The organism is Sodalis sp. RH22, from assembly GCF_047324165.1.
Classification (GTDB): Bacteria; Pseudomonadota; Gammaproteobacteria; order Enterobacterales; family Enterobacteriaceae; genus Acerihabitans.
In genome coordinates this window covers 5182896-5206910 of the sequence record NZ_CP178731.1, presented here as the reverse complement: position 1 = coordinate 5206910, position 24015 = coordinate 5182896, and the positions used below count along the sequence as shown (strand labels likewise).

General features: G+C 57.3%; 18 protein-coding genes. 4 read left to right on the top strand and 14 right to left on the bottom strand.

Features of this window, described 5'->3' with window-relative positions; translation table 11 throughout:
* The first annotated feature begins 565 nt into the window (after positions 1–565).
* A complete protein-coding gene (locus ACL2XN_RS23630; protein WP_413729587.1) occupies positions 566–1774 on the top strand; it encodes an IS256 family transposase in 1209 nt (402 codons plus the stop codon).
* 866 nt (positions 1775–2640) lie between these two features.
* On the opposite strand, the gene ACL2XN_RS23625 is transcribed toward ACL2XN_RS23630, so the two are convergent.
* Positions 2641–4644 (bottom strand): sigma 54-interacting transcriptional regulator, encoded by a 2004-nt coding sequence (locus ACL2XN_RS23625; RefSeq protein WP_413727803.1) that lies wholly within the window; start codon positions 4642–4644, stop codon positions 2641–2643.
* A 408-nt stretch (positions 4645–5052) separates the two neighbouring features.
* Here ACL2XN_RS23625 and focA point away from each other — a divergent pair, with 408 nt between their 5' ends.
* On the top strand, positions 5053–5910 hold the full coding sequence (gene focA, locus ACL2XN_RS23620; protein ID WP_413727802.1) for a formate transporter FocA: 858 nt from the start codon (positions 5053–5055) through the stop codon (positions 5908–5910).
* A gap of 156 nt (positions 5911–6066) precedes the next feature.
* Here the strand turns inward: focA and ACL2XN_RS23615 are convergent, their stop codons facing one another.
* The 11 genes from ACL2XN_RS23615 to ACL2XN_RS23565 form a co-directional block, all read right to left on the bottom strand.
* The gene (locus tag ACL2XN_RS23615) at positions 6067–7341 is read right to left on the bottom strand and encodes a type II restriction endonuclease (RefSeq protein ID WP_413727801.1); all 1275 of its coding nucleotides are present in this window, start codon (positions 7339–7341) and stop codon (positions 6067–6069) included.
* A 307-nt stretch (positions 7342–7648) separates the two neighbouring features.
* Positions 7649–8935: an MFS transporter gene (locus ACL2XN_RS23610; protein WP_413729586.1), complete on the bottom strand. Its 1287-nt coding sequence runs from the start codon at positions 8933–8935 to the stop codon at positions 7649–7651.
* Positions 8935–10089, bottom strand: a complete 1155-nt coding sequence (locus ACL2XN_RS23605; RefSeq protein ID WP_413721265.1) for a mandelate racemase/muconate lactonizing enzyme family protein — start codon at positions 10087–10089, stop codon at positions 8935–8937. Before ACL2XN_RS23605 ends, ACL2XN_RS23610 begins: the two co-directional genes overlap by 1 nt.
* Before the next feature lie 242 nt (positions 10090–10331).
* Positions 10332–10565, bottom strand: coding sequence for a hypothetical protein (locus ACL2XN_RS23600; protein WP_410013852.1), 234 nt, complete (start codon positions 10563–10565; stop codon positions 10332–10334).
* A gap of 105 nt (positions 10566–10670) precedes the next feature.
* On the bottom strand, positions 10671–11579 hold the full coding sequence (gene mak, locus ACL2XN_RS23595; RefSeq protein WP_413729585.1) for a fructokinase: 909 nt from the start codon (positions 11577–11579) through the stop codon (positions 10671–10673).
* A 28-nt stretch (positions 11580–11607) separates the two neighbouring features.
* A complete protein-coding gene (locus ACL2XN_RS23590) occupies positions 11608–12642 on the bottom strand; it encodes an ABC transporter permease (protein ID WP_413721266.1) in 1035 nt (344 codons plus the stop codon).
* Complete coding sequence (locus ACL2XN_RS23585) at positions 12639–13658, bottom strand: ABC transporter permease (RefSeq protein ID WP_413729584.1); 1020 nt, start codon at positions 13656–13658, stop codon at positions 12639–12641. The genes ACL2XN_RS23590 and ACL2XN_RS23585 overlap by 4 nt, the downstream gene beginning before the upstream one ends.
* 20 nt (positions 13659–13678) lie before the next feature.
* Entirely contained in the window at positions 13679–15160 is a 1482-nt protein-coding gene (locus ACL2XN_RS23580) for a sugar ABC transporter ATP-binding protein (protein WP_413729583.1), read from the bottom strand.
* A 65-nt stretch (positions 15161–15225) separates the two neighbouring features.
* Entirely contained in the window at positions 15226–16215 is a 990-nt protein-coding gene (locus ACL2XN_RS23575; protein ID WP_410013847.1) for an autoinducer 2 ABC transporter substrate-binding protein, read from the bottom strand.
* A gap of 29 nt (positions 16216–16244) precedes the next feature.
* A complete protein-coding gene (locus tag ACL2XN_RS23570; protein WP_410013846.1) occupies positions 16245–16718 on the bottom strand; it encodes a VOC family protein in 474 nt (157 codons plus the stop codon).
* A 31-nt stretch (positions 16719–16749) separates the two neighbouring features.
* Positions 16750–17322, bottom strand: a complete 573-nt coding sequence (locus ACL2XN_RS23565) for a sugar isomerase (protein ID WP_410013845.1) — start codon at positions 17320–17322, stop codon at positions 16750–16752.
* Positions 17323–17949: 627 nt separating this feature from the next.
* Between ACL2XN_RS23565 and ACL2XN_RS23560 the strand changes: the two genes are divergently transcribed.
* Together ACL2XN_RS23560 and ACL2XN_RS23555 are read left to right on the top strand one after the other, a co-directional pair.
* Positions 17950–19074 carry a GntR family transcriptional regulator gene (locus ACL2XN_RS23560; protein WP_410013844.1) on the top strand — a complete coding sequence of 375 codons (1125 nt, stop codon included), beginning with the start codon at positions 17950–17952 and terminating at the stop codon, positions 19072–19074.
* Between the two features lie 108 nt (positions 19075–19182).
* On the top strand, positions 19183–21582 hold the full coding sequence (locus tag ACL2XN_RS23555; RefSeq protein ID WP_413729582.1) for a phosphoketolase: 2400 nt from the start codon (positions 19183–19185) through the stop codon (positions 21580–21582).
* Between the two features lie 649 nt (positions 21583–22231).
* Here the strand turns inward: ACL2XN_RS23555 and ACL2XN_RS23550 are convergent.
* Positions 22232–22408, bottom strand: a complete 177-nt coding sequence (locus ACL2XN_RS23550) for a general stress protein (protein ID WP_410013842.1) — start codon at positions 22406–22408, stop codon at positions 22232–22234.
* A gap of 537 nt (positions 22409–22945) precedes the next feature.
* The gene (locus tag ACL2XN_RS23545; RefSeq protein WP_413721269.1) at positions 22946–23998 is read right to left on the bottom strand and encodes a LacI family DNA-binding transcriptional regulator; all 1053 of its coding nucleotides are present in this window, start codon (positions 23996–23998) and stop codon (positions 22946–22948) included.
* Between the last annotated feature and the right edge of the window lie 17 nt (positions 23999–24015).

Genomic DNA, 24015 nt, shown 5'->3' with positions numbered 1-24015 from the left:
GGGTTCGCGTTTATGTGGGATCGGTGACGGGTTCGCGTTTATGTGGGATCGGTGACGGTCTCGCGTTTATGTTGGGTCGGTGACGGGTTCGCGTTTATGTGGGATCGGAGACGGTTTCGCTTGCCTTGCGTTCGGTGGTTATATGGAATGCCGGGCGCCGGCAAGCGACAAAGAGGCCGTACCGCGACGGCCTCCTTGACCTCCGCGCGCCCGGCAGGTCGCGCGTCGCTGCGCGATGCCTTCCGCCGCCCATGCCCCCGTTATGCACCGGCCCGGTTAGCGCTCCCGGCGCCACCGGGCCTTTCGCCGCTCCCGGCGGCTCATGCCGGGGTCACAGGCAACGTCAGCGCGCTCTATGCCGGGACCTATGTCGCGGTCAGTGAGGTTTTATTGGGAACAATATAGTCGCTGTTGTTTATTGGGAGCCGGCATGCAATTGAGATGCGGCTAATCACAATGGCAGGCAATGGCACAGCGAAGTATCAGGTCATACGAGCCTGTACATAAGATTGTGTAATCGCCTGATTTTGATATGTTCAATCCATCATTAGAATTAGGTGAATTTATGGACGAAAAATTGCTACAGGCTCTCGCAACTGAGCTGGCTAAAAGTCTCAAAACCTCTGAGGATCTGAGCCAATTTGATCGGTTTTTAAAAAAATTAAGTGTTGAGGCTGCCCTTAAAGCTGAACTGACTCACCATTTGGGGTATGAAAAAAATCAGCTCAAATCGGGTCCCAACGCCCGTAACGGTTATTCCTCTAAAACGGTTACCACAGGTGATGGCCCGCTGGAGCTGAGGACACCTCGTGATCGCGAAGGGACCTTCGAGCCCCAACTAGTGAAGAAAAATCAGACCCGTATTACCGGAATGGATGACCAGATCCTGGCGCTTTATGCCAAAGGCATGACCACCCGTGAGATATCGGCGATGTTTAAGGAAATGTACGATGCGGATGTCTCGCCAGCACTGATATCGAAAGTCACTGAGGCGGTTCTGGAGCAGGTCACTGAATGGCAGAATCGCCCACTCGATACGCTCTATCCCATCATTTACCTGGACTGCATCGTGGTAAAAGTTCGCCACGACGGTCGCGTCATCAATAAATCCGTGTATCTGGCGTTGGGAATTAACATTGAAGGCCAAAAGGAACTGCTGGGCATGTGGATGGCAGAGAACGAAGGCGCGAAGTTCTGGCTAAGCGTGTTGACCGAGCTTAAAAACCGGGGATTACAGGATATTTTTATCGCCTGCGTCGATGGCCTGAAAGGCTTTCCTGACGCTATCAATACGGTCTACCCGAGGACCTGCATTCAGCTTTGTATCGTACACATGGTGCGTAACAGCCTGCGCTTTGTCTCCTGGAAAGACGCCAGAGCCGTCATGCGAGACTTGAAGGCAGTGTACCAGGCACCGACGGAGGAAGCGGGACAGCGGGCGCTGGAGACGTTCGCCAGCGTATGGAACTCCCGTTATCCGCAAGTAAGCCGGAGCTGGCAGGCTAACTGGACTAACCTTGCGACATTCTTCGCCTATCCGGAAGACATTCGCAAAGCGATCTACACCACAAACGCCATCGAGTCGCTAAACAGCGTGATCCGACACGCTATTAAAAAACGCAAGGTATTCCCGTCAGACGAATCGGTAAAAAAAGTGGTGTGGCTGGCCATCCAGGCGGCGTCAAAAAAATGGTCGATGCCGGTGAGGGAGTGGAAGATGGCATTGAATCGTTTTAGTATAGAATTTGGAGATCGTTTAGGTGGTCATTTATAAAAAGGCGTTTACACAGATTCCTAAACAGGCTCGGTCATACCGGAAAGTATCAATCTTCAATCTTCAATCTTCAGCATCCAACATCCAAACATTCAACAGCATCAGCATCAGCATCAGCATCAGCATCAGCATCAGCATCAGCATCAGCATCAGCATCAGCATTCGACATTAGCATTTAGCATTTAGCATTTAGCATTTAGCATTTAGCATTTAGCATTTAGCATTTAGCATTTAGCATTTAGCATTTAGCATTTAGCATTTAGCATTTAGCCAGTAGAATTCGGCCATAGACCGTAAGTCCCCGATCATTTGCCCGGAAAGTGCATGCGCCTGAAATCTGGCAAAAACGCATCATCCAACAGACGTTGGTGTTGACCTTGTTGCCGGCATAGAGTGCGCCGGCGGCGCGTAGCACGGCTGGATGAGCCGCCGGGAGCGGCGAAAGCTAAGGGCCGCGCCGGGAGCGCGTCCCGTGCGGTCCAAAAGCCGGGATGCGTGATGCCGGGCACCGCGCAGCGGCGCACGATCTGCCGGACGCCCGGAGGTCAAGGAGGTTCGGGCGCAGCGAACCTCCTTGTCGCTTGCCGGCACACGGCATTCCATATAACCACCGAACGCAAGGCAAGCGAAACCGTCTCCGACCCAACATAAACGCGAAACCGTCTCCGATCCCACATAAACGCGAAACCGTCACCGACTTAACATAAACGCAAAACCGTCTCCAACCTAACCCTCACCGGCTTCCCCTAAAACCAACCTGTGCCGGCAGATATTCACCCGATAGCCAATAATCGCATTATCAACAACAGCCAGGCGCAAACCAGCTTTTTACCCTCCCGGCATGGCGAATCCGGCAACGAGGCGGGCTACCATTCCTGAGGTGAAATCCCGAGGCGCTGCATGCGCGACAGCAGCGTGGTGCGCTTGACGCCCAGCTTGAAGGCCGCGCCGCGCGGCCCGGCCACGATGCCGTTGGCCTCGCGCAGCGCCTGGATAATCCGCACCCGCTCCGCCTCGTCGTTTTCCGGCGGGGCGGTATCGGGCCTTGGCCTGGGCGCCGCATGGGTCGCGGGCGCGTCGGCCACCGGCGCGGCGCGCTGCAGTTCATCGAGGCGCAGGTTCAACGTATTGCCGCGCGTGAGGATCACCGCCCGCTCAATCACATTCTCCAGCTCGCGCACGTTGCCCGGCCACGGATACTGACTGAGCTGGCGCAGGGTCTCGCCGGGAATGCTGTCGATGGCGCGGTTCATGCGCCGGGAGATTTTCTGGGTGAAAAACTTGGCCAGCAGCGGAATATCCTCCGGCCTGTCGCGCAGCGGCGGGATGGTGATGGGAAAGACGTTCAGCCGGTAGTACAGGTCGCTGCGGTATTCCCGATCCGCCACCATTTGCTTCAGATCGCGGTTAGTGGCGGCAATCAGCCGCGCGTTCACCGGAATCACTTTACTGCCGCCGAGCCGTTCGATTTCACGCTCCTGCAATACCCGCAGCAGCTTGGGCTGCAATTCCAGCGGCATGTCCCCCACTTCGTCGAGAAACAGCGTACCGCCTTCAGCCAGCTCAAAACGCCCCTGGCGGGTCGTAATGGCGCCGGTAAAGGCGCCCTTTTCGTGGCCGAACAAATCGCTTTCCATCAAGCCGGACGGCACGGCGGCGCAGTTCATTTTCACCATGCGTTTGCCGCTGCGCGCGCTGTGGTTGTGAATGGCGCGGGCAATCAGCTCCTTGCCGGTGCCGGTTTCGCCTAAAATCAGCACCGTGCTGTCGCTGTCCGCCACCATTTCCACCTGCTCCAGCAGCGCGCTCATCGCCGCGCTTTGCCAGATAATTTCACCGAAGCTGCCGCTGTCGTGCATCTGCTCGTTGAGCCAGATGTTTTCATGTTCCAGGTTATCCTTTAACCGGGAAATCTCATCATAGGAACGGGCATTGTCCACCGCGATGGCGATACGAGCACTGACCTGGCTGAGCAGGCGCAGGTTGTCCTCGCTAAACGTGTCGCTGCTGCACAGCGCCAGTTTCAGGATGCCCAGCGGCTTGTGCCCGAACACCAGCGGCAGCAGGCATAAGGTCTGCAGCCCGTCATCCAGCATGGCCGCCAAATGGGGATCTTCGTCGCCAAGCTGCGGCGCGTCGCGCAAATCCACCAGCAGCGGCCGGCACTCCGTCAACACCCGCGCCGCCAGGCGGCTGCCCGCCATGGGCACGCGCTTTTGCTCGCGGCGCATCGGCGTGCCCGCCGTATAGCGGGTCAGGTAAACATTAAGCGAGGCGTTGTCGCCTCCGCCCTCGCACAGCGCCAGGCTGATATAGTCGATGCCGAAAAACCGGTGTATCTCCTTTGATACTTCCGCGGCCAGCGCATCCATATCCAGGCAGGAAAGGACCGAATTGGTGACATCCACCAGGATGCGGTGATGGTCGCGCTCATGGCGCAACTGGTCGTTTTCCTGGCGCAGGGTCTCATGGACGCCAAGATTTTCCAGCGCCAGCGCCAGCAGCTGCGCCAGGCGGCGCAAAAAAGCCCGTTCGTCCCGGCTGTAATGGTAGCCGTCGGCGCGGGTAAATATCACCTCGCCAAACTGCCTGCGGGGAGAGGCGACCGGCAACGCGCACCGGCTAAGAGGTTCCGCCAGTTCGTCGTCGGGAAGCGGCGCCGGCGCGGCGCGCGCGCCGTTCTTATCGCAAATCAGGTGGCGTTTGGGCAGCGAAAGCATCAGGTCAATACACTGACAGGGGATCGGCAGCGGCAACAGCGCGGCCAGCAGGGATTCGGCGTCGCGCTGGAAAAAAAGCCGTTGCGAGAGCTCGATGATCGCATCCTGCCATAACCCGCTATGTTCAGTATCATTCGACGTCTTGAGCATCAGGATAGTTTCGCAATATTCACATTTATTCCTTCGCTGTATTTTAAAGGAGAGTGGAGGGAAAAAATATTCACGCGGGTCATTAATTTGATCTGATGCGGCATTTCATTTTGCGGCCGCGCCGTAACGGGCAAAAACGGCGCAATCGATATATATTTAATTATATTACGATTTATATTTCTCACGGCGGATAATTATTTTGCACCGTGATGAAAATAATTCTCTTTTACATTTTTCCTTGCCGCTCAATGCCCTAGATTTACCCTACCCCGCCCCCGGCATCTTATCATTAATCAACACTGGTATGGGAAATGCATTAATCCTCGCGTCTCACGCTTTTTATCTCTGTAAGCACATGTTCTGAAGGTAAATAACAAGTAGTTATTGCAAAAATAACCGGGAGTCATTATGAATAGCGAAAATTATTTTGATCTGCGCCTGCCTGCGGAAATGGCCAAAATGGCCGAGCAGGCGGGGGTATACAAGACCATGAAAAAACCGGAGATGACCTTTTTCCTGGCCATGACCGCCGGCATGTTCATCTCCATTGCCTTTGCTTTTTATATTACCGTGACCGCCGGTCCCGGCCCCGCCGGCGGCCTGACCAAACTGGTGGGCGGGCTGTGTTTTTCGCTGGGCCTGATCCTGGTGGTGGTGTGCGGCGCCGATCTGTTTACCTCAACGGTACTGACGGTGGTGGCCAAGGCCAGCGGCAAAATCACCTGGCGGCAATTGACCCTGAACTGGATAAACGTTTATATCGGCAACCTGGCGGGGGCGCTGTTTTTCGTGGCGCTGATCTGGTTTGCCGGCCAGTATATGGCGGGCAACGGCGGCTGGGGCCTGAACGTGCTGCAAACCGCCGATCACAAGATGCACCATACCTTTATCGAGGCGGTCTGCCTGGGGATCCTGGCCAACCTGATGGTCTGCCTGGCGGTGTGGCTGAGCTATTCGGGCCATTCGCTCAGCGATAAAATCTTCGCCATGCTGCTGCCCATCGGTATGTTTGTCGCCAGCGGTTTTGAGCACAGCATCGCCAATATGTTCCTGATTCCCCTGGCTATTCTTATCCGTGATTTTGCCCCGCCGGACTTCTGGCAGGCCATCCACGCCTCGCCGGATCAGTACGCCTCGCTGACGGTGGGCCAGTTTATCGTCGATAATCTGATACCGGTGACCATCGGCAATATTATCGGCGGCGGCCTGCTGGTGGGATTAACCTATTGGGTGATTTACCTGCGCCCGGGCAATGCCCACAGCTAAGCTGCCGGCGCAACCTAACCGGCGGCGGGAAGACGCACAACCCGCGTCGGTTTCTCACCGTCACGGGTGACGAATCGCCGCCGCCGATGGCACTTTTGACGAACAAAAAATCGACAGCCGCCGCCCGTGCCGGCCACCATCAAGCAGCCCCCGCGATCAGGCCAGGTCTTTGGAGATGGCGTACATGCCTTTGATGCCGTTGCCGAAGCGCGCCAGCGCTGCGCGATGATTCGCCAATTCGCTGTAGGGCAGGTAACGCACTTTCATATCGGCCACGCGGCTGAAGGCCGGACGGCGCAGCTGGGCCTGCACCTCCGTCTCACGGTTGTCCGGCGCCACCAGGAACAGCCCTTCGCTGGCCTGGGTATCGCCGCTCAGGGCCAGATCCAGCATGCGCACGATGCCGGAGTAGATCGAGGTGGTATGCTCCACCTCAAACGCCGCCATCACCCGATCGCGCTGCGCGTTCAGCCATAGCACGTCAATCAGCCGGATGGCGTCGGCGGCGGGCGAGGCGACAATATCCGCCGGCAACTGCTCCAGGCAGCCGGACCCGAGCACGCCGTTGCCATAAGGACGCCGGCGATCGTTGGACGCAATCCACACGCTGTAGCCCAGGGCCAGGCCCAGATCGCGCAGCCAGCCCTGGATCTCGGTATGGGTGCGCTCGTTTTCGCCCGCCAGCTGCTGCGCCTTGGCCGCGCCGACGCCGTCGGCACGCACCTGCGCCAGATCCGCTTCCCAGATCCGGCGCCCCTCGCGGTCATCGGCGCGGGGCGGAACCGGGTAACGCCCGCTGCCCAGATCGAACAATAATCCCGCTATCGCGCCAAAATCGTTCGACAGCAACGGGCGCCAGGTCTCGTTCAGCGCGATAATGCCGCGCCGCATGGCCAGGTACTCCTGCCATTTGCCCAGTTTAACGTTGGCGCCGGTGAGGGCATTGTAGCCTTTGACGATAGCGGTATTGCACGGCGGCATCAGCGTTGGATGGAGAAAATAAAGCAAATTGGCCACCGCCGGCCCCAATCCCTTAATCGCCAGGCGATCGATGTGGTGGATGGCGCTGATAATCGGGTCGGCGCCGGTGCAGCCGGCACAGGTAAACAGCAAATGGCCGAAGGCGCGCTGATGGTCCGCGTTTTCATAAATATCGGGAATACGCAGCTTGGGCTTCCATAAAAAGGCGTGATCGGCGCCCTTGAATATCTGCCGCTGTTCCGCAATCGAATGGACGATGGTTTCCAATGACGAGCCGCGATACTGATTGCCGAAGACCCCGCGCTCGATTTCATCCACCACCTGCGTGATGCCCCGGCGGATCGACCGGAAATTCTTGATGCGCTGATCCCATAAAAACCAGCTTTGATAGGTGCCGGCCGGATCGTTGCGCCACCGCTCGATTAACAGACCCACCGCGTCTTCATTCATCGCTTTCCCACCCTGACATACCCGCCGGCATCATTACCGGAAAACGAAAGCGCAACCGGCCTCTTTTTCAGCGCCGCGCCGCTTTCTGGTTATCGTCATGGCAAAGCGGGGCGCGCGCTTTATTTTAGCCGCCGGGCGCCGGGGGTTATTGTCGTGGATCATCAATTGAGGGACGAAAACCGGCGCGGCGGCAAACGGCGGGCAAGGAGGCGCTCCTTTTTGGCATCGCCTATCGCCGCCTGGCGGCTTAGCAATGGCCCGCGCGCGACGGCCAGGCATGGCATCGCGCGCGTAAGGGGAGTGAAGCCTAAGCGGCCTGCAGGCGAATGCTATCCACCTTGCGCTGGCGCACAAACAGCAGCATCACCACGATACCGGCCACCGCCAGGATACTGGCGAGGATAAACGCCGAATGGTAGCCGCCGCCGTACTGGATCAAAAAGCCGGTGATGCCGGGGGACAGGATACCGGCCAAATTGGCCAGCAGGTGGACAAACCCTCCGGCGGAACCGATGCGCTGCGCCGGCACGATATCCTGCAACAGTGACCAGCACGCCTGCGGCGTCATATAGGCGAAAACGCTGGCGACGGTTATCAGGGTGACCGCCGCCCCTAAGCTGGACGCATAGGCGGTCATCAGCACGCACAGCGCGGCGATGGCCAGGCCGCATACGATAACCAGCTTGCGCGACAGCAGGAAGTTGCCGGTTTTGCGGAACAGGGCGTCGCAGACGAGCCCGCCGCCGATAAAGCCGACCGTCGCGCCGAGCCAGGGCAGGATGCCGACAATACTCATGCTCTTGATATCCAGATGCTGGAAATCCGTCAGGTAGCTGGGCAGCCATGACAGGAAAAAGAACTGGATATAGTTAAAACAAAAGAACGCCGCCGCCACGCCCAAAACCGGCATCGACAGCACAAAAAAGAACACGCCGTGTTTCTGCGCGCCGGCGGCCGCAGCCGCGGGTTTGGCCGGGCGATCGGCGGTGATCAGCGCCACCTCCTGCGGGGAGACGCGGCGGTGCTGCTCCGGACGGTCGCGAAAAAATACCAGCCACAGCGCCAGCCAGACAAAGCCCAGGCAGGCAATCACCACAAAAGAGACGCGCCAGCCGAAGTTAAGCCCCACCAGGCCGACAATCGGCGCGGCGACGGCCGCGCCCAGCGGCTGGCCGGCGTTGGTAAAGCCCACCGCCCTGCCCACTTCCCGGCGCGGAAACCAATTGGAAATGGATTTATTGGTGGTGGTGCCCATCGGCCCTTCGCCGATGCCGAACAGGATGCGCACGATAAGCAGATGGCCAAAACCGGTGGCCAGGGCGGTGGCGCCGCAAAAGAACGACCAGAAGCCGGCGGCCCAGGCATACACCCTGCGCGGGCCGAACCTGTCCGCCCCCCAGCCGCCGATAAAGCAGAACAGGCAATAGCCGACAAAAAAGAAGCTGAATAAAATGCCCATCTGCGCATCGCCGATATGCAAATCCTGTTTAATCAGCGGCGCCATCACCGAGAGCGCCGCGCGATCGAGATAGTTGAGCATGCCGGCGGCGAACAGCAGCAACGCCACGATAAAACGATAGTTATGCTTAAACATCAGGCTTTCTCCCGGGTCAGGCTGCTATGGGCAACGCGGTAGCGTGCGAGAAGGTCTTCATCCGGGGCGAATCCCAGCCCCGGGGTGGTGGGCAGCCGCAGGCGCGGCTGGAAATCCAGTTCGGCATATAAGGGTTCGGGCCACTGCAAATAGGGCACCTCGAGCGCGATATCCTCCGGCAACGTGGCCACCAGATGCGCCGTGGCCAATAGCGCCGCGCCATAATAAAAGCAATGCGGCACCACTTTTACCCCGTAATGGCGCGCCAGCCGGTAAACGTCAAGGGCGGCGCTGATGCCGCCGATTTTGGCCACGCTCGGCTGGGCGACGCTGACGGCCCCCGCCGCGAAATGCTGTAGAAATCCCTGCACGCCCTGGGCATTTTCGCCGGCGGCGATGGGCGTGCCGCAGGCCCGCACCCGGGCCAGTCCGGCCAGATCGTCCGGCGGCCAGACCGGTTCCTCCAGCCAGGCCAGGCCCAGTTCATTGAGGGCCTGCGCCCGCCGGCAGGCTTCGTCCACCGGCCACGGGCAGTTTACGTCCACCATCAGCTGCGCGTCGTCCGGCAAGGCGTCGCGCGCCGCCGCGATGGCGGCATACTCGGTTTCATGCAGCTTGATGGCGCGAAAGCCGGCGCGGTAGGCGCGCAGGGCATGGGCGGCCACCTGCGACGGGTCGTTGTCATAGCTTACCAGGCTGGCGTACACGCCAATTTCCCCGCGTGCGGCGCCCAATAGCTGCCACAACGGTTTACCGGCCTGTTTGGCGCACAGATCCCATAAGGCGATATCCATCGCCGACAGCGCGAACTGGACCGGCCCGCTGCGGCCAAAGGCATGAAAAGCCCGCTGCGCGTGATCCATCAGTTGTCCTAAGCCCGCGGTCGTGCCGTCGAAGGACCGGCCGAGGAAAAATCGTCCCACCGGGCCGTCCAGCGCGGCGTAGGTCACGGGATTGGACAAATGACCAAACCCCTCGCCCCATCCCTGCAGACCGTCGTCCGTGGTCACACGCACCAATAATGTTTCCATGCGGGTCAGCTCGCGCGAGGCGGCATTATAGGCGTCATCCCCGCCGCCGCCCGTCTGGTCGCTGCTTCTGCCGGACGTGAACGGCATCGCCACGCGCATCACTTCAATCGCGGTAATCTTCATAACCTGTGCCTCTACGCGGTCGGTTTATTTGCCGGATATCGGCGTTAAGTTATTGGGATATAAGTCATTATAGTTAGCGGTTTTTGCGCCAACATTGGAAAACGGCACAGTGTTGCGCGTGGGGAAATGAAATTATTTGTGCAAATGAATAAGATGGTGAGAGGCCGGTCACGAAATTTCAATGCGGGATGCGCGGCGTGCCGGCGCGGGCGCGCCGGCGGCAATAAGCCCCGGGGGGGCGATTATTTATCGTTGCCCGAGGCTATCTGGGCGTTCTTGTTATCGCGTTCGGCCCGGCTGTCTTTGGCCGCCGCCCGGGCCTTTTCGGCCATGGCGTCCGTCTGCTCATCGGTCAATTCTTCTTCCGCCTCGAAAAGCTTACCCAGCCCCTGGCTGATGGTCACATCCTCGGGTTTCTGTCCTTCGCCGGCATTGGATTCGCCGGTTTTTACCGCATCGGTTTTAGGGTCGGTCATGGCGTTGTGCTCCATTCAAGAGATAAAAAGGTCTATACCGCTAAGCATAGACCTTTAATGGCGTTACCGACCCTTTCTATTACGCCGATAGACAGACACGGCGTGCTAATCGATGCGCGGCAGCCAGGCCGCGCCGCGAACCCCGCTGGAATCACCATGGCGGGCTTTGCGCACCGGCGTATCGCACTCGCCGCCGAATACCCATTGCGGCAATAGCGCCGGCAGCGTGGTATACAGCCGATCCACGTTGCTCATGCCGCCCCCCAGCACAATCACCCGCGGGTCCAGGGTATTAATCACGCCGGCCAGCGCCTTGGCCAGGCGGCGCTCATACTGCTGCAGCGCCAGTTCGGCGTCGCCGTCGCCGTCCCCGGCGCGCCGGGCGATTTCCGCGCCGCTCAGGGTCGCCCCGGCGGCGCGCCGGTAGGCGGTGGCAAAACCGGTGCCGGAGATAAAGGTTTCATTGCAGCCGGTTTTGCCGCAGTAACAGGGCACCTCGCGCTGGTATACCAATTCGGTCGCGTCGGGCCAGGGCAGCGGATTATGGCCCCACTCGCCGGCGATGCCGTTATGGCCGGCATATACCCGGCCGTTGACCGCCAGGCCCCCGCCGCAGCCGGTGCCGATGATCACCGCGAACACCATTTCCTCGCCGGCGCCGGCGCCGTCGGTGGCCTCGGATATCGCCAGGCAGTTGGCGTCGTTGGCAACCGTAATGGGACGCCCCAGCAGCGCGCCCAAATCCTCCTTGAACGGCCGGCCGTTAAGCCATACCGAATTGGCGTTCTTGACCTTGCCGGTCAGCCGGGACAGGGTGCCGGGAATGCCGATGCCGACGGAGCCCTGTTCGCCCACCGCCCGCTCCGCCCCCAGGATCAGATCGCGGATGGTGGCAAGCGTCGCCGCATAATCGTCGCGCGGCGTCGGCACCCGGTAACGGTACAGTTCGCCGCCCGCCGGATCCAGCGCGATAACCTCGGTCTTGGTGCCGCCTAAATCAATGCCAATATACATACGGATACCTTTGTTATGCCGATGTCTGTCACGGGTTGCGCTGCTTTAGCCGCTTGCCGAGCCAGGCAAACAGGCCGCGGCACACCACGATGACGATGATAATGCCGCCCCAGGTGGCGGTGATCATAAACGGATCCAGCCGCAGCAGGTTCAGGCCGCTGGAGATAAGCTGCAGGATAATCACCGCCAGCACCACGCCGGATACCCGGCCGAAACCGCCGAACGGACTGACTTTGCCCAGGAACGCCGCCAGCACCGCCACCAGCAGGTACGAATCCGCATAGCTGGCCTTGACCGAGTTCAGCTGGCCTATCATCACCAGCGCGGTCAGGGCGGCGAAACACGACGACAGCACATACTGGATCACCGTCACCTTGACGGTATTGACGTTGGAAAAGCGCGCGGCCACCGGATTGGAACCCATCATGTACAGGTTAAAACCAAACCGGGTCTTATTGAGGATCACCGAGGCGACGATGGCGGCGGCGGCAAACAGATACAGCGAGTTGGGCACGCCGAAACTCTGGCCATTGCCGATATTCACCAGCGCCGGCGGAAATCCGGTAATGGTATACCCCTTGGTAAAGACCACATTCAGGCCGGAAATCAAGGTCATGGTGCCCAGGGTCACCAGGATGTCCGGAATTTTCAGCAGGGCTATCAGCAAACCATTGACTACGCCCACCAGAATGCAGGCCAGCAGCCCCAGGAAAATGGCCAGCGCCACCATCTCGCCCGAGGCCAGCTTCATGCCGTTAACCGACACGGATTGCAAAAACAGGGCGATGACGATGCCGTTCAGGTTGGTGGTGGCGATAATCGACAGGTTAATGCCGCCGGACAACATGGAAATCATCATGCCCAGCGACAGAAATCCGACGATGGGCAGCTGATACGCCATGGAGCTGAAGTTCTGCAGGCTGAGGAATTTGTCGCCGTTCAAGGCATACATCACCATAAAGACCGCCGCCAGCACCACATACAGCGAGGCGTTTTCTTTCAGCGCCGGCGGCAGGCCCGCCGCCGCGCCCGGTAGTGTATTACTGTTGCCGACCGCTTTCATGATGGCTCCTTAAGTTCAACCAAAACCCGCACCCGCGAACGCCGTTGTTTGATGACCTGCAGCGCGTTAGCCGCTACGCTTACCAGGATCACCAGGCCGGTGAATACGTTGTAATAATAGGGAGAGACTTTCAGCAGGGTGAGGCTATTGCTGAGAATGGCGAACAACAGCACCCCGAGCAGCGTGCCCGGCACGGTGCCGCGCCCGCCGGTGACCGATGCCCCGCCCAATACCACGGCGGCGATGACCTGCAGTTCCGACCCGACGATGGAGTTGGGGATCACCGTTTGCACAATCGACACCTGGACGATACTGGCAAAACCGGAAATGGCCCCCACCAGGGTATAGATAAACAAGGTGGTTTTTTTCAGGTTGAATCCCACCCGTTCGGCGGAGAGCGCATTGCCGCCCACCGCGTACAGGCTGCGCCCCAGGATGGTATGGCGCAGGAAAAAATGCAGGGCGATCGCCAGCAAGAACCACAGGCAGGTGACAAAGCTGATGCCGTAAAGCGAGCCGTTGGCGGCATGCAGCGGGAAAATCTTTAATTCCGCCAGCCCAAGGAACGACGGCGGAATATCGTAAATCAGGTCGCCCTGGGTCACGACATACAATAAGCCGTAGAACAGGCTGTTGGTGGCGATGGTGACGATAATGGCGGTAATCTTGAAATAATAAATTATGACGCCGTTTAATAAACCCATGGCCGCGCCGATAATCATGCTGCAAAAAATCGCCAGGTAAATATTGTCCAGATTGGCCTGCAAAAACCAATACACCACGGCGTACTGCGCCACCTGGGCGATGGCGGTAAACGACACGTCGAAACCGCCGGAGAGCAGCACCAGCAGCACCCCGAGGGCGAAGATCCCCAGCACCGTATAGGATTTAAGCAGGCTGGCGATATTGTCCAATGACAGGAAGGCCGGATTGATCAGGGCGATGGCGATGGAAAATACGATAATCAGTATTAACAGCACTGCTTCACGCGCTTTAAAAAGTTTAACAAAAGCCATAATAAGACCACCTCTTGATATCAGGCACTTTCCATCTCCTGCTGCAACGCCTCGTTGTCGACGGCATCGGTCGCGTATTCCTTACCGAAACGCCCCCGGGTCATCATGATGATGCGATCGCAATTCGCCAGCAGCTCCGGCAGTTCGTCGGAAATAAACACGATGCCCATACCCGCCGCCGCTTTTTCTTTTACCGTCTGGTAGATATAACTTTTAGCGCCGACGTCGATGCCCACCGTCGGGCTGTCGAGGATAAAGATGCGCGGATTGGTCGCCAGCCATTTGGCCAGCACCACTTTTTGCTGATTGCCGCCCGACAGCATGCGGATCTCTTTATCCATGCCGCCGTATTTCACCTGCATGCCCTGGAGCAATCCCCTTACCGCGGCGCGCATTTTGCGGCTGTTAATCAGTTTCAGCGGATTAAGGTAATCCTTCAGCGAGCAGATGGCGGTATTGGCGGCAATGCTTTGCTCCATGATAAGCCCCTGCGCGAGCCGGTCCTCCGGCACATAGGCAATGCCGTTGGCCACGGCGGCGCTGATGTCGCCGATGCGCACCGGACGGTTATCAATCAGTATTTGCCCCTCCTGGGCCGGCTCCACGCCGAACAGCGCCAGCGCCAGCTCGGTGCGCCCCGCGCCCAGCAGGCCGGCGATACCCAGCACCTCGCCCTGGTGTAAATCGAAACTGATATCCTGGAAACTGTTTTTCTTGCTGAGCCCGCGCACGCTCAGCAGCACGTTCTGCGTGGCATGGGAGACGCGCGGCGGATAGGTCAGTTCATACCCCAGCATCAGCTCTTCAATCCGCGCGGTGGTCAGCGCGTGGGCGGCGACGGTATCGATCAGCCGCCCGTCGCGCATGACGGTAATGCGATCGCAGATTTCCAGCAGTTCGTTCAGCTTATGGCTGATAAAAATAAACGAGATGCCCCGGGAGCGCAGGCGGTTGAGAAGGGTAAACAGATGTTTGATTTCGGTGCGCGTCAGGGCGGTGGTCGGCTCATCAAGGATAATCAGCCGCGAGTCGTTGATCAGCGCCCGGGCGATGGCCACCAATTGCTGTTTGGCAATGGGCAAATCCTCCACCAGGGCATCCAGGTCCAGGCTGACGCCCAACTGCCCGATAATGGCCTTCACCTGCTCCTGATAGGCGCTGGAAAACACCCAGGGTTTCTGGTCGTTGATCATCTGGCTGATGTAGATATTTTCCATTACCGTCAGGTTGGGAAATAACGACAGATCCTGGTAGATAATGCCGATACCCTGTTTTACCGCCTCGATGGCGGAATATTTTTCGATGCGCCGGCCGTTGATGCGCAGCAAACCGCGATCGTAGGCCAGGACCCCGGCGACAATCTTCATCAGGGTCGACTTACCGCAGCCGTTCTCCCCCACTAAACCGTGAATTTCCCCGACGTTAATGTCAAAACTGACATCATTGAGGGCGGTGACCCCGTCAAATGTCTTGGTAACATGTTCAACGGCAAGAAATTCCATGTCGTATTCCTCAGGCGTAACGGCGTGGTTCCCGGTCAGGGGCGCCACGCCTGGAGTGGCTATGATTAGAAATCGTACTGGCTGTAGTTTTCCTTGGTGACCGTCAGCGGCTTATCAAAAATGATATTTTTGCCGTCGACAACCGGCTTGCCGATGCCGGGGATTTCCAGGCCGTTCTTGATTTGATCGCGTTTGCCGTCAAGGATCATCTTGGCGATATAGGTCATGGAATAGGCGGCATCGCCCGGGCTCCAGAGCACGGAGGTGGTAATGGAACCGTCCTTGAGGAACGAGGCGCTTTCCTTGGGCGAAGTGGTGCCCATCACGGTCAGCTTGCCTACCAGTCCCTTTTCGCGCAGCGCCTGGGCGGCACCCGGCGCGCCCTGGCTGCCGAAGGAGATCACGCCTTTTAAATCCGGATAGGTCGACAGCAGTTCCAGCGTTTTTTGGCGCGAGGCGTTACGGTCCTCGCTGACCGGGAAACGGTCGGCAATAAGCTTCAGGTTCGGGTATTTTTCCTTGGCCTCCTTGATGGCGGCGTCCGCCCAGATATTATGGGCCGGCACGGTAAGCGAGCCGACAAAAATGGCATATTCCCCGCCGTCTTTAGCGTGCTGGGCAAATTGATCCATCATATATTTGCCGAACTTTTCATTTTCAATCATTTCCACATCGTAATCGGCATTGGGCTGATTCACCGATTCATGGGTAATCACCACGATGCCCTTTTCATGGGCGCGGGCAAATACCGGCTCGCAGGAGCTGGCGTTGTTCGGCACCACCAGCAGCGCATTAACGCCCTGGCTTATCGAATCCTCGATAATACGCACCTGCTGCGCCTCATCCGGCGACGCGGGCGCCTGCTGATAGACCTTGACATCAAAATCCTTACCGGCTTTTTTCAGCCCTTTTTCATAATCGTTAAACCAGGCGGAGCGTAATTTCGGGATGCCCACCATGGTTAATTCCTTGTCGGCGGCGCCGCTGATGCTGGGCAACAGGCTGACGGACGCGCCCAACAGCATGCAGAGCGCCATTGCATTGATCTTTTTCATGGTTTTTCCTTATCGCTGACTAAGCTTTATCAGGCGGGATAACGGCTTTCGGGTTGCGGGATAGCGCCGGCATTGCCTAATTCGATCACCGCGCCCTGAAACCGTTCTTCGGTATCAAGATAATAAAAAACATCGTCACCTATATTGCCGCTTTGCACCACCTGGTAGCCGCGCGCCGCATAACGCGCAATCGCCTGGTCGCAATCCTGGAAATACAGCTTCATGTGGTGCAGGCCGTAGCCGTGCTTTTCAATATATTCGTCATAGATGCTATAACCGCTGACCGGCTGCATTAATTCCATTTGAATTCCATTAACCCAGCACACGGCTATTTTATAAATATGCTCCGCCGGTTTGCCGCGATAGAGGGAATGGCGAATATTGTGCGGACCATAGGTATACACATCCCAGGGGCCGATATCGCATACTTGATAATAATGCGCCATGGCGTCATCCAGGTTTTCCACCAGATGCGCTATTTGAATAATGTCACCGTCTTTCATCGTGGAACCTTTTTGAATAAGGGTAAGGGTCTCAGGCAAATTTTTGCGGCAAGCCTTCCAGATTGGTATGGCGTGTTTTCATCTCGTCGAGGGAAATACCGGTTTTTTCAATCAACAGCATGGTAATGATATCGACAAACAGAAACAGCGATTGCTCCAGCAGCGAGGACATCGGCTGGATTGACGGCACTTCCTGGTCGCCGCCGAAAATCTGCCCCGGCACGCGCACGGTCAGATCGGCATAGCCGCCGTGTTCGTTTTCCGGATGGGCGGTAAGCAGCGCCACCCGGGCGCCGGCCTCCTTGGCCAGTTTTATCACGTTCAGCTCGACATTGGTGACCGCGCAATGGCCGATCAGCAAGTCGCCCGCGCCAAGACAGGGCGTGGTGGTGTCGTAGACCACATAGCTGTCGAACCCCATATGTTTCAGGCGCATGGCGAACGCGCGCACCGAGAGTTGCATTCGCCCCATGGCATAGAGTTGAATGGTCTTTGCTTTACAAATTTCATCCATCAATTGGCTTATTTCAGCTTCATCCACGGCCAGCAGGGTGGCTTTGTTTTCCGCTATCACCTGTTCTACCAGGCCTTTGTAGGTATACATCGGCAATTCCTCACTTTTATCATCGTCGGCGGGAGGCACAATATAATTTACATGTTAGCTGATATGTAAAATTAATTAGCCAACATATGCATACAACATACGATAAATTTTTGGCATATCTATCGATATTGATCACATTTTTTACGCCTAAATGTTAAATATTATGATGAAATGTGCAGTTAAGTGATAAGGATCACATTACTATTGCGCGATATTCCGTTACCTGCCTGTTGACATCCTGTCCCCCAGCAGGAGCGCTATGACGCCGGCAGCAAACCGCGACCTGGCGCGGCGCGCTTCGCATCCGCGCCGGCTACGGCATTGGCGGCGACATAAAGATTGAACAAAAATGCCGCCCGGCCGGGGCGGCGAAAAAAACCGGAAAAAAATCTCGATTTAGCGCGCTGCTCGTGGGTTTATTTATCGCTGAAACAGGATAATCGGCCGCTAAACATAGGCGCTATCGCCGTATTTATCAGCCGAATAACCCGCTTGATTTTACAACTTTTATCATTTATGGTGTTTTGCAACATTACGCGACGCATGTTGTACAGTAGCTGTAATAATCCAGCGGTCCTCACTCATTTCTTTTGGATAATTAATTTCAGCATGGGCAAAAGAATCATCATGGCGAAAAGAGGTAAACTGGATAGCGTTTTTTTGAATATCGAACAGCGCATTCGCGACAATATTTACCAGGAAGGCCAGCGTCTGCCGTCGGAATCGGTATTATGCGATGAATTCTCGGTATCGCGCCCCACCGTCTCCAAGGCGCTGTCCAAACTGCGGGAACTGGGGCTTATCAGCAGCACCCAGGGGTCCGGCCATTATGTCTGCGCGCGGCAGCAGCCGGCGGCGGCGGCGCAGGGAGAACTGACCCTCGGCATCCTCTCGCCGCGCATGGAAGCCAATGAAAGCGGCTTCCTGTTCGAGCAGATCTTTAAGTCCATTGCATCGCTCTCCCAGCAGTTCAATTTCTCCCTGGTCTGGAACGGCATCGTCACCATGGGCATCGACGCCAGCAAGCAGAAAATAATCCAGACCATTGAAAACATCATCGATCGCTACATTAAAAATAATGTTCATGGGATATTTTTTATACCGATAGAGTTCCATCCCTTCGCCGATGAAATTAACCAGATGATCCTGCAAAAACTTTCTTTGTTCAATATCAGAGTCATCCTGGTTGACAGCGATTTCAAAGCCTATCCCAATAAGTGCGCCTACGATCTGGTGGGCATTGATAATATTGCCGCCGGTTTTGAAGTCACCCGCCATTTATTAAAAAACGCGACCCGTCGCGTTGATTTTTTATGTGAAAACTATTCGGCGCATACCGTTTCAATGCGCATCATGGGCTATAAGCTGGCGCTGCTGGACGCCGGCATCCAGGCGCAGGAAGGCTGGGTGCACAAGGGTCTGGCGGGGGATAAGGACTTTATTAACGGCGTTCTCGACGGCGGCGCCACGAATATTGTCTGCGCCAATGATTTTACCGCCATGAAATTATTATCCACCTGCGGCCAGATAGGTCGCCAGGTTAATGTCGTCGGCTTTGACGATAATGAATACTCCGCCCTGCTCGGTATTCCGCTGACCACCTATAAACAGCCCTTTGGCGATATTGCCAGGAACGCCATATTCCTAATGCTTAACCGGCTGCAGTTTCCCCAGGACGCGCCGCGCCATCTGCAGCTGCGCGGCGAGATGATCATCCGCTCGTCCTGCGGCACGCGCCGCGACCCCGCTTGAGATACATTTCTTCATAGTTCCACGGGCCGTGCGCCGGGCATGGCCGCCATCCCACGCTAGACTTGAGGTAGAGCCATTCCGTAGAACCTACTCCGAAGGAGCAATGACATGGAAAATACGACCTCGCAGGTTTCCGCCCCCGACGCCGCCGAACTGGCGCTGATCGACCGCTACTGGCGGGCGGCGAATTACCTGTCGGTGGGCCAGATCTACCTGATGGATAACCCCCTGCTGCGCCGGCCGCTGTTGCCGGACCATATCAAGCCGCGCCTGCTCGGCCACTGGGGCACCACTCCCGGCCTTAATTTCATCTATGCACACCTGAACCGGGTTATCCGCGCCCGCGACCTGGATATGATTTATATCTGCGGGCCGGGGCACGGCGGCCCCGGCATGGTGGCCAATACCTGGCTGGAAGGCACCTACAGCGAGATTTATCCGGATATTTCCGACGATGCCGAAGGCATGCGCAAACTGTTTCGCCAGTTTTCCTTTCCCGGCGGCATTCCGAGCCATGCGGCGGCGGAAACGCCGGGTTCCATTAACGAAGGCGGCGAGCTGGGCTATGCCCTGGTCCATGCCTACGGCGCCGTGTTCGATAATCCCGATCTGATCGCCGCCTGCGTTATCGGCGACGGCGAGGCCGAAACCGGGCCGATGGCCGCCAGCTGGCATTCCAATAAATTTATCAACCCCGCCCGCGACGGCGCGGTGCTGCCTATCCTGCATCTTAATGGCTATAAAATCGCCAATCCTACCCTGCTCGGGCGCAGCAGCGATGACGATTTGCGTCAGCTGTTCCAGGGCTACGGCTACCGGCCGATTTTTGTCGCAGGCCATGAGCCGGCCAAAATGCATCAGCTGATGGCCGCCGCGTTCGACCAGGCGTTCGATGAGATCCGCGCCATCCAAAACGACGCGCTCACCGGCAACGCCGCGCCGCAATCGCTCCCCCGCTGGCCGATGATTATCCTGCGCAGCCCCAAGGGCTGGACCGGGCCGAGAGAGGTGGACGGCAAAAAGGTCGAGGGCTTCTGGCGCGCCCATCAGGTGCCGGTGGCGGGCTGTCGCGAGGACGAGGGCCACCGGCAGATCCTGGAACACTGGCTGCGCAGCTATAACCCGGACGATTTGTTCGACGGCAACGGCCGTTTGCTGCCGGAACTGCGCAAACTGGCGCCGGAGGGCGGCAGGCGCATGGGCGCCAATCCCAATGCCAACGGCGGTCTGCTGCGTAAGGCGCTGAAGGCGCCGGCAATCCAGGATTATGCGGTGGCCAGCAAGAAACGGGGGGATATCCAGGCCGAAGCCACCAAAATATTCGGCGAGTACCTGCGCGATATCTTCCGGCTCAATGCGGATAATGCCAACTTTCGCCTGTTCGGCCCCGACGAAACCGCCTCCAATCGTTTAAGCAGCGTGTTCGAGGCCACTAACCGGGTCTGGATGGAGGAAACCAAAGCTTACGACGAGCAGCTGTCCCAGGACGGTCGGGTGATGGAGGTGCTGAGCGAGCATCTGTGCCAGGGCTGGCTGGAAGGCTACCTGCTCACCGGCCGCCACGGGCTGTTTTCCTGTTATGAAGCCTTTATCCATATTGTCGATTCCATGTTCAATCAGCACGCCAAATGGCTCAAGGTGTCGCGCGCCCTGCCCTGGCGCAAGCCCGTTTCCTCGCTCAATTACCTGCTGTCTTCGCACGTCTGGCGCCAGGATCATAACGGCTATAGCCATCAGGATCCGGGTTTTGTCGATCTGGTCGCCAATAAAAAGGCTGATATCGTGCGCATCTATTTCCCGCCGGACGCCAATACGCTGCTGTGGGTCGGCGATCATTGCCTGAAAACCTACGATCGCATTAATGTGATCGTGGCCGGCAAGCAGCCCGCGCCGCAGTGGCTGTCTATGGACGAGGCGGTGACACACTGCGAGGCCGGTCTGGGCATCTGGGACTGGGCCGGCAACGAGGACGGCACCACCGCCCCCGATGTGGTGATGGCCTGCGCCGGCGACGTGCCCACCATGGAAACGCTGGCCGCCGTCGAGCTGTTGCGCCGGCACGTGCCGGAGCTGCGCATCCGGGTCGTCAACGTGGTGGATCTGCTGGCGCTGGAGTCCGAGACACAGCATCCGCACGGCCACAGCGATGAATTTTTCGATAGGCTTTTTACCCCCGACCGGCCGGTGATTTTTGCCTATCACGGTTATCCGTTCCTGATCCACCGCCTCACCTATAAGCGGAAAAATCACGCCAATATCCATGTGCACGGCTTTATGGAGGAAGGCACCACCACCACGCCGTTCGATATGACCGTGCTGAATAAACTTGATCGTTTCCATCTGGCCATGGCGGCGATCAAACGCATTCCCGGACTGAAGGATTCCGCCAAGGCCGCCGCCGCCATCGATTTTTTCAAGGCCAGGCTGGATGAACATTATCATTATGTGCGCGAGCACGGCGACGATCTGCCCGACGTCAAGGAGTGGAAGTGGCAAAAAATCAGCTAAGGCGCACGTCCAGATGACGCTGGGTGCGCAGACCCGGCTAAAGGACGCTATCCCGCGCTATCTTTCAGCGAGCAATCACCCTGCATCAAGGTGATAGGGGTTTTCCCGCGGGATACCTATCCGGTGACATGGACGTTAACCACCCGTGGATGTAAAAAGCCTGAAGGGGCACAGAGAGGATGCGGAAGATAAGAGTATGGGCGATGGGAAAATGATACTGATGAACCCTGATCGCTGATTTGTTGGCTTGGCGTCTACAAATGCCCGCCCAGGCGCCTGAAGAAAGGGCGATTTGCTCTTTTAATCCTTTTTTTTGTGCGTCATTTATTGATTCCCATAATTTAATTGTTCTCCGGTATCATAGGCACAAAAAAATTTAAATAAATCAACAGCCGCTCAGAACAGAAACTTTCCGGTGAAGATGCGGCTATCACCTTAATAGCACGACGATAATAGCCACGCTGCGCACCCGGCAAATTCAGCGCCCCCAAAACCCGTTTTGGAGGCGCAATGACTACCTTAACCCTGTCATCACTTAATCAATCCGCCCTATTACGACACGACGGTCATTTAGAGGGTATCAGCAGTTTTTACCAAAGTGCTTTTCATCTCATCGGTGCGGGTAACGCGTTGTTTTCCCCGATGCTAACTAAGAGCTGCGGCCGCCGCCATGGCTGTGTTGACCGCCTTTCTTGCCTGCTTCCGAGGCTTTTTCAGGATCGTTCTTAAAGTTGCCGCCACTCTGCTGACCGCCTTTTTTACCCGCGTCGGACGCTTTCTGTTTATCTTCGGCGAAGTTGCCGGAACCGCCACGATGTTCAGCCATGTTAACCTCCAATTGCAGATGATATCATCAAGCCGTTAGATATTACCCATCTTATTAATACTACTCATTTAACGGGCTTGAACTGTTTATTGATGACTATTTATTACACGTGACTCATCATCAATGGAATTAATGTTAGGCAAGGTTCTCTAAAAGAGCAAATACGGCATTTAGGTGAAAATGACCCTCATAATGAATTTCAACATACTGAAAAAGATGTATTTTTTGCATTTATGTTTTATGGGATTATTTATTAACATAATAGAAATGGTGATTTTTATTAATTAAATCAACAACAAATTACCACTCAAAAATTTATAAAAATATTTATACACACCTGATAAAAATAATAAACGAGGCGGTATAACATATTGATTTTTTGGTCGGTATATCCGTTCTACGCCGTAATAAGCATTATTACCGGAAATATAACAAGGTACGCAAAGGAACATTCCCGCCGCTAAGGGACAATCCCATGCGCAATTAACCGCAGCCGCCGTCCCGCCCGCCATGGTATGCGCGGCCGACCCGCGCGGCTCAGGCCGACGGTCCCTGCCCCACCGAATGGCGGATGCGCAGCTCGGTGGAGAATTCACTTGGGCAGGGCGCGTCCGGGAGGGCACCGATGCGCTGCAACAGCAGGGTGGCGGCGGCGCGGCCCATGGCATTTCCCGGCTGGCGTACCGTGGTAAGTGCGGGACTGAGCAGCCGCGCCGCGGGGATATCATCAAAGCCGGTGACGCTGATGTGTTCCGGCACGGCGATACCACGCTCACGGCAACGGCGTATAAAGCCTATGGCTATCAGATCGTTGGCGCACAGCACCGCCGTAGGGCGCTCCGTCGCCGGCAGATTGATAATCGTATCCGCCGCCCGGCTGCCGGACGCCTCGGTATAGTCGCCGCTTAATACCGGCACCGAGTCCGGCATAATATCGGCGGCGGCAAATGCCTCGCGAAATCCGGCCAGGCGCTGTTCGCTGGTCCACAATCCGCGCGGCCCGCCGAGGACGGCCAGCCGCCGATGCCCGCGCCCCAGGACATATTGCGCCATGGCGCGCGCGCCCAGCAGGTTTTGCGCACTGATAAAAGGCGCGTCGATCCCCGGCAGGCATTCATCGACAAATACCACCGCGCCTTGCTGCGCCAGCCTCATCAGCGAGGGGCTGGGCAGACCGGTGCCGGACAGGTAGATCACCCCGTTCAGGCGCTGGGTACGCAACACCTGTGCGTAATACTCCTCGCGCTGCGTATCAGCCCAGGTCATGCACAGCACCAGCAGGCAATCAAGGTGGTCAAGCACGCCCTGGATGCCTTCGGCCACGTCGGCGAAAAACGCATTGCCCAGATCCGGCACGATAAAACCAATGGAGGAAATACGCTGGTGTTTCAGGCTGCGCGCGGCGTTGTTGGGTTCAAAATTCAGCTCGGCAATGCAGCGCAGCACGTGCGCGCGCGTATCCGCGGCCACCGGCCGCGCGCTGTTGTTAAGCACCGCGCTGACGGTACCGATGGAAACATTGGCTAAACGCGCCACGTCGCGAATCGTAGGCCGTACCGGCCTGCCAGGCTTTACGCTATCATCGGTCATCAGGCGTCCTGTGCGGG

Bases quoted from the DNA above. Each gene is read 5' to 3' on its own strand.
- ACL2XN_RS23590 (WP_413721266.1), bottom strand. From the start codon at position 12,642: ATGAAAGCGGTCGGCAACAGTAATACACTACCGGGCGCGGCGGCGGGC.
- ACL2XN_RS23570 (WP_410013846.1), bottom strand. From the start codon at position 16,718: ATGAAAGACGGTGACATTATTCAAATAGCGCATCTGGTGGAAAACCTG.
- focA (WP_413727802.1), top strand. From the start codon at position 5,053: ATGAATAGCGAAAATTATTTTGATCTGCGCCTGCCTGCGGAAATGGCC.
- ACL2XN_RS23545 (WP_413721269.1), bottom strand. From the start codon at position 23,998: ATGACCGATGATAGCGTAAAGCCTGGCAGGCCGGTACGGCCTACGATT.
- ACL2XN_RS23630 (WP_413729587.1), top strand. From the start codon at position 566: ATGGACGAAAAATTGCTACAGGCTCTCGCAACTGAGCTGGCTAAAAGT.
- ACL2XN_RS23565 (WP_410013845.1), bottom strand. From the start codon at position 17,322: ATGTATACCTACAAAGGCCTGGTAGAACAGGTGATAGCGGAAAACAAA.
- ACL2XN_RS23585 (WP_413729584.1), bottom strand. From the start codon at position 13,658: ATGGCTTTTGTTAAACTTTTTAAAGCGCGTGAAGCAGTGCTGTTAATA.
- ACL2XN_RS23555 (WP_413729582.1), top strand. From the start codon at position 19,183: ATGGAAAATACGACCTCGCAGGTTTCCGCCCCCGACGCCGCCGAACTG.
- ACL2XN_RS23580 (WP_413729583.1), bottom strand. From the start codon at position 15,160: ATGGAATTTCTTGCCGTTGAACATGTTACCAAGACATTTGACGGGGTC.
- ACL2XN_RS23560 (WP_410013844.1), top strand. From the start codon at position 17,950: ATGGCGAAAAGAGGTAAACTGGATAGCGTTTTTTTGAATATCGAACAG.
- ACL2XN_RS23615 (WP_413727801.1), bottom strand. From the start codon at position 7,341: ATGAATGAAGACGCGGTGGGTCTGTTAATCGAGCGGTGGCGCAACGAT.
- ACL2XN_RS23610 (WP_413729586.1), bottom strand. From the start codon at position 8,935: ATGTTTAAGCATAACTATCGTTTTATCGTGGCGTTGCTGCTGTTCGCC.
- ACL2XN_RS23625 (WP_413727803.1), bottom strand. From the start codon at position 4,644: ATGCTCAAGACGTCGAATGATACTGAACATAGCGGGTTATGGCAGGAT.
- ACL2XN_RS23575 (WP_410013847.1), bottom strand. From the start codon at position 16,215: ATGAAAAAGATCAATGCAATGGCGCTCTGCATGCTGTTGGGCGCGTCC.
- ACL2XN_RS23600 (WP_410013852.1), bottom strand. From the start codon at position 10,565: ATGACCGACCCTAAAACCGATGCGGTAAAAACCGGCGAATCCAATGCC.
- ACL2XN_RS23605 (WP_413721265.1), bottom strand. From the start codon at position 10,089: ATGAAGATTACCGCGATTGAAGTGATGCGCGTGGCGATGCCGTTCACG.
- ACL2XN_RS23550 (WP_410013842.1), bottom strand. From the start codon at position 22,408: ATGGCTGAACATCGTGGCGGTTCCGGCAACTTCGCCGAAGATAAACAG.
- mak (WP_413729585.1), bottom strand. From the start codon at position 11,579: ATGTATATTGGCATTGATTTAGGCGGCACCAAGACCGAGGTTATCGCG.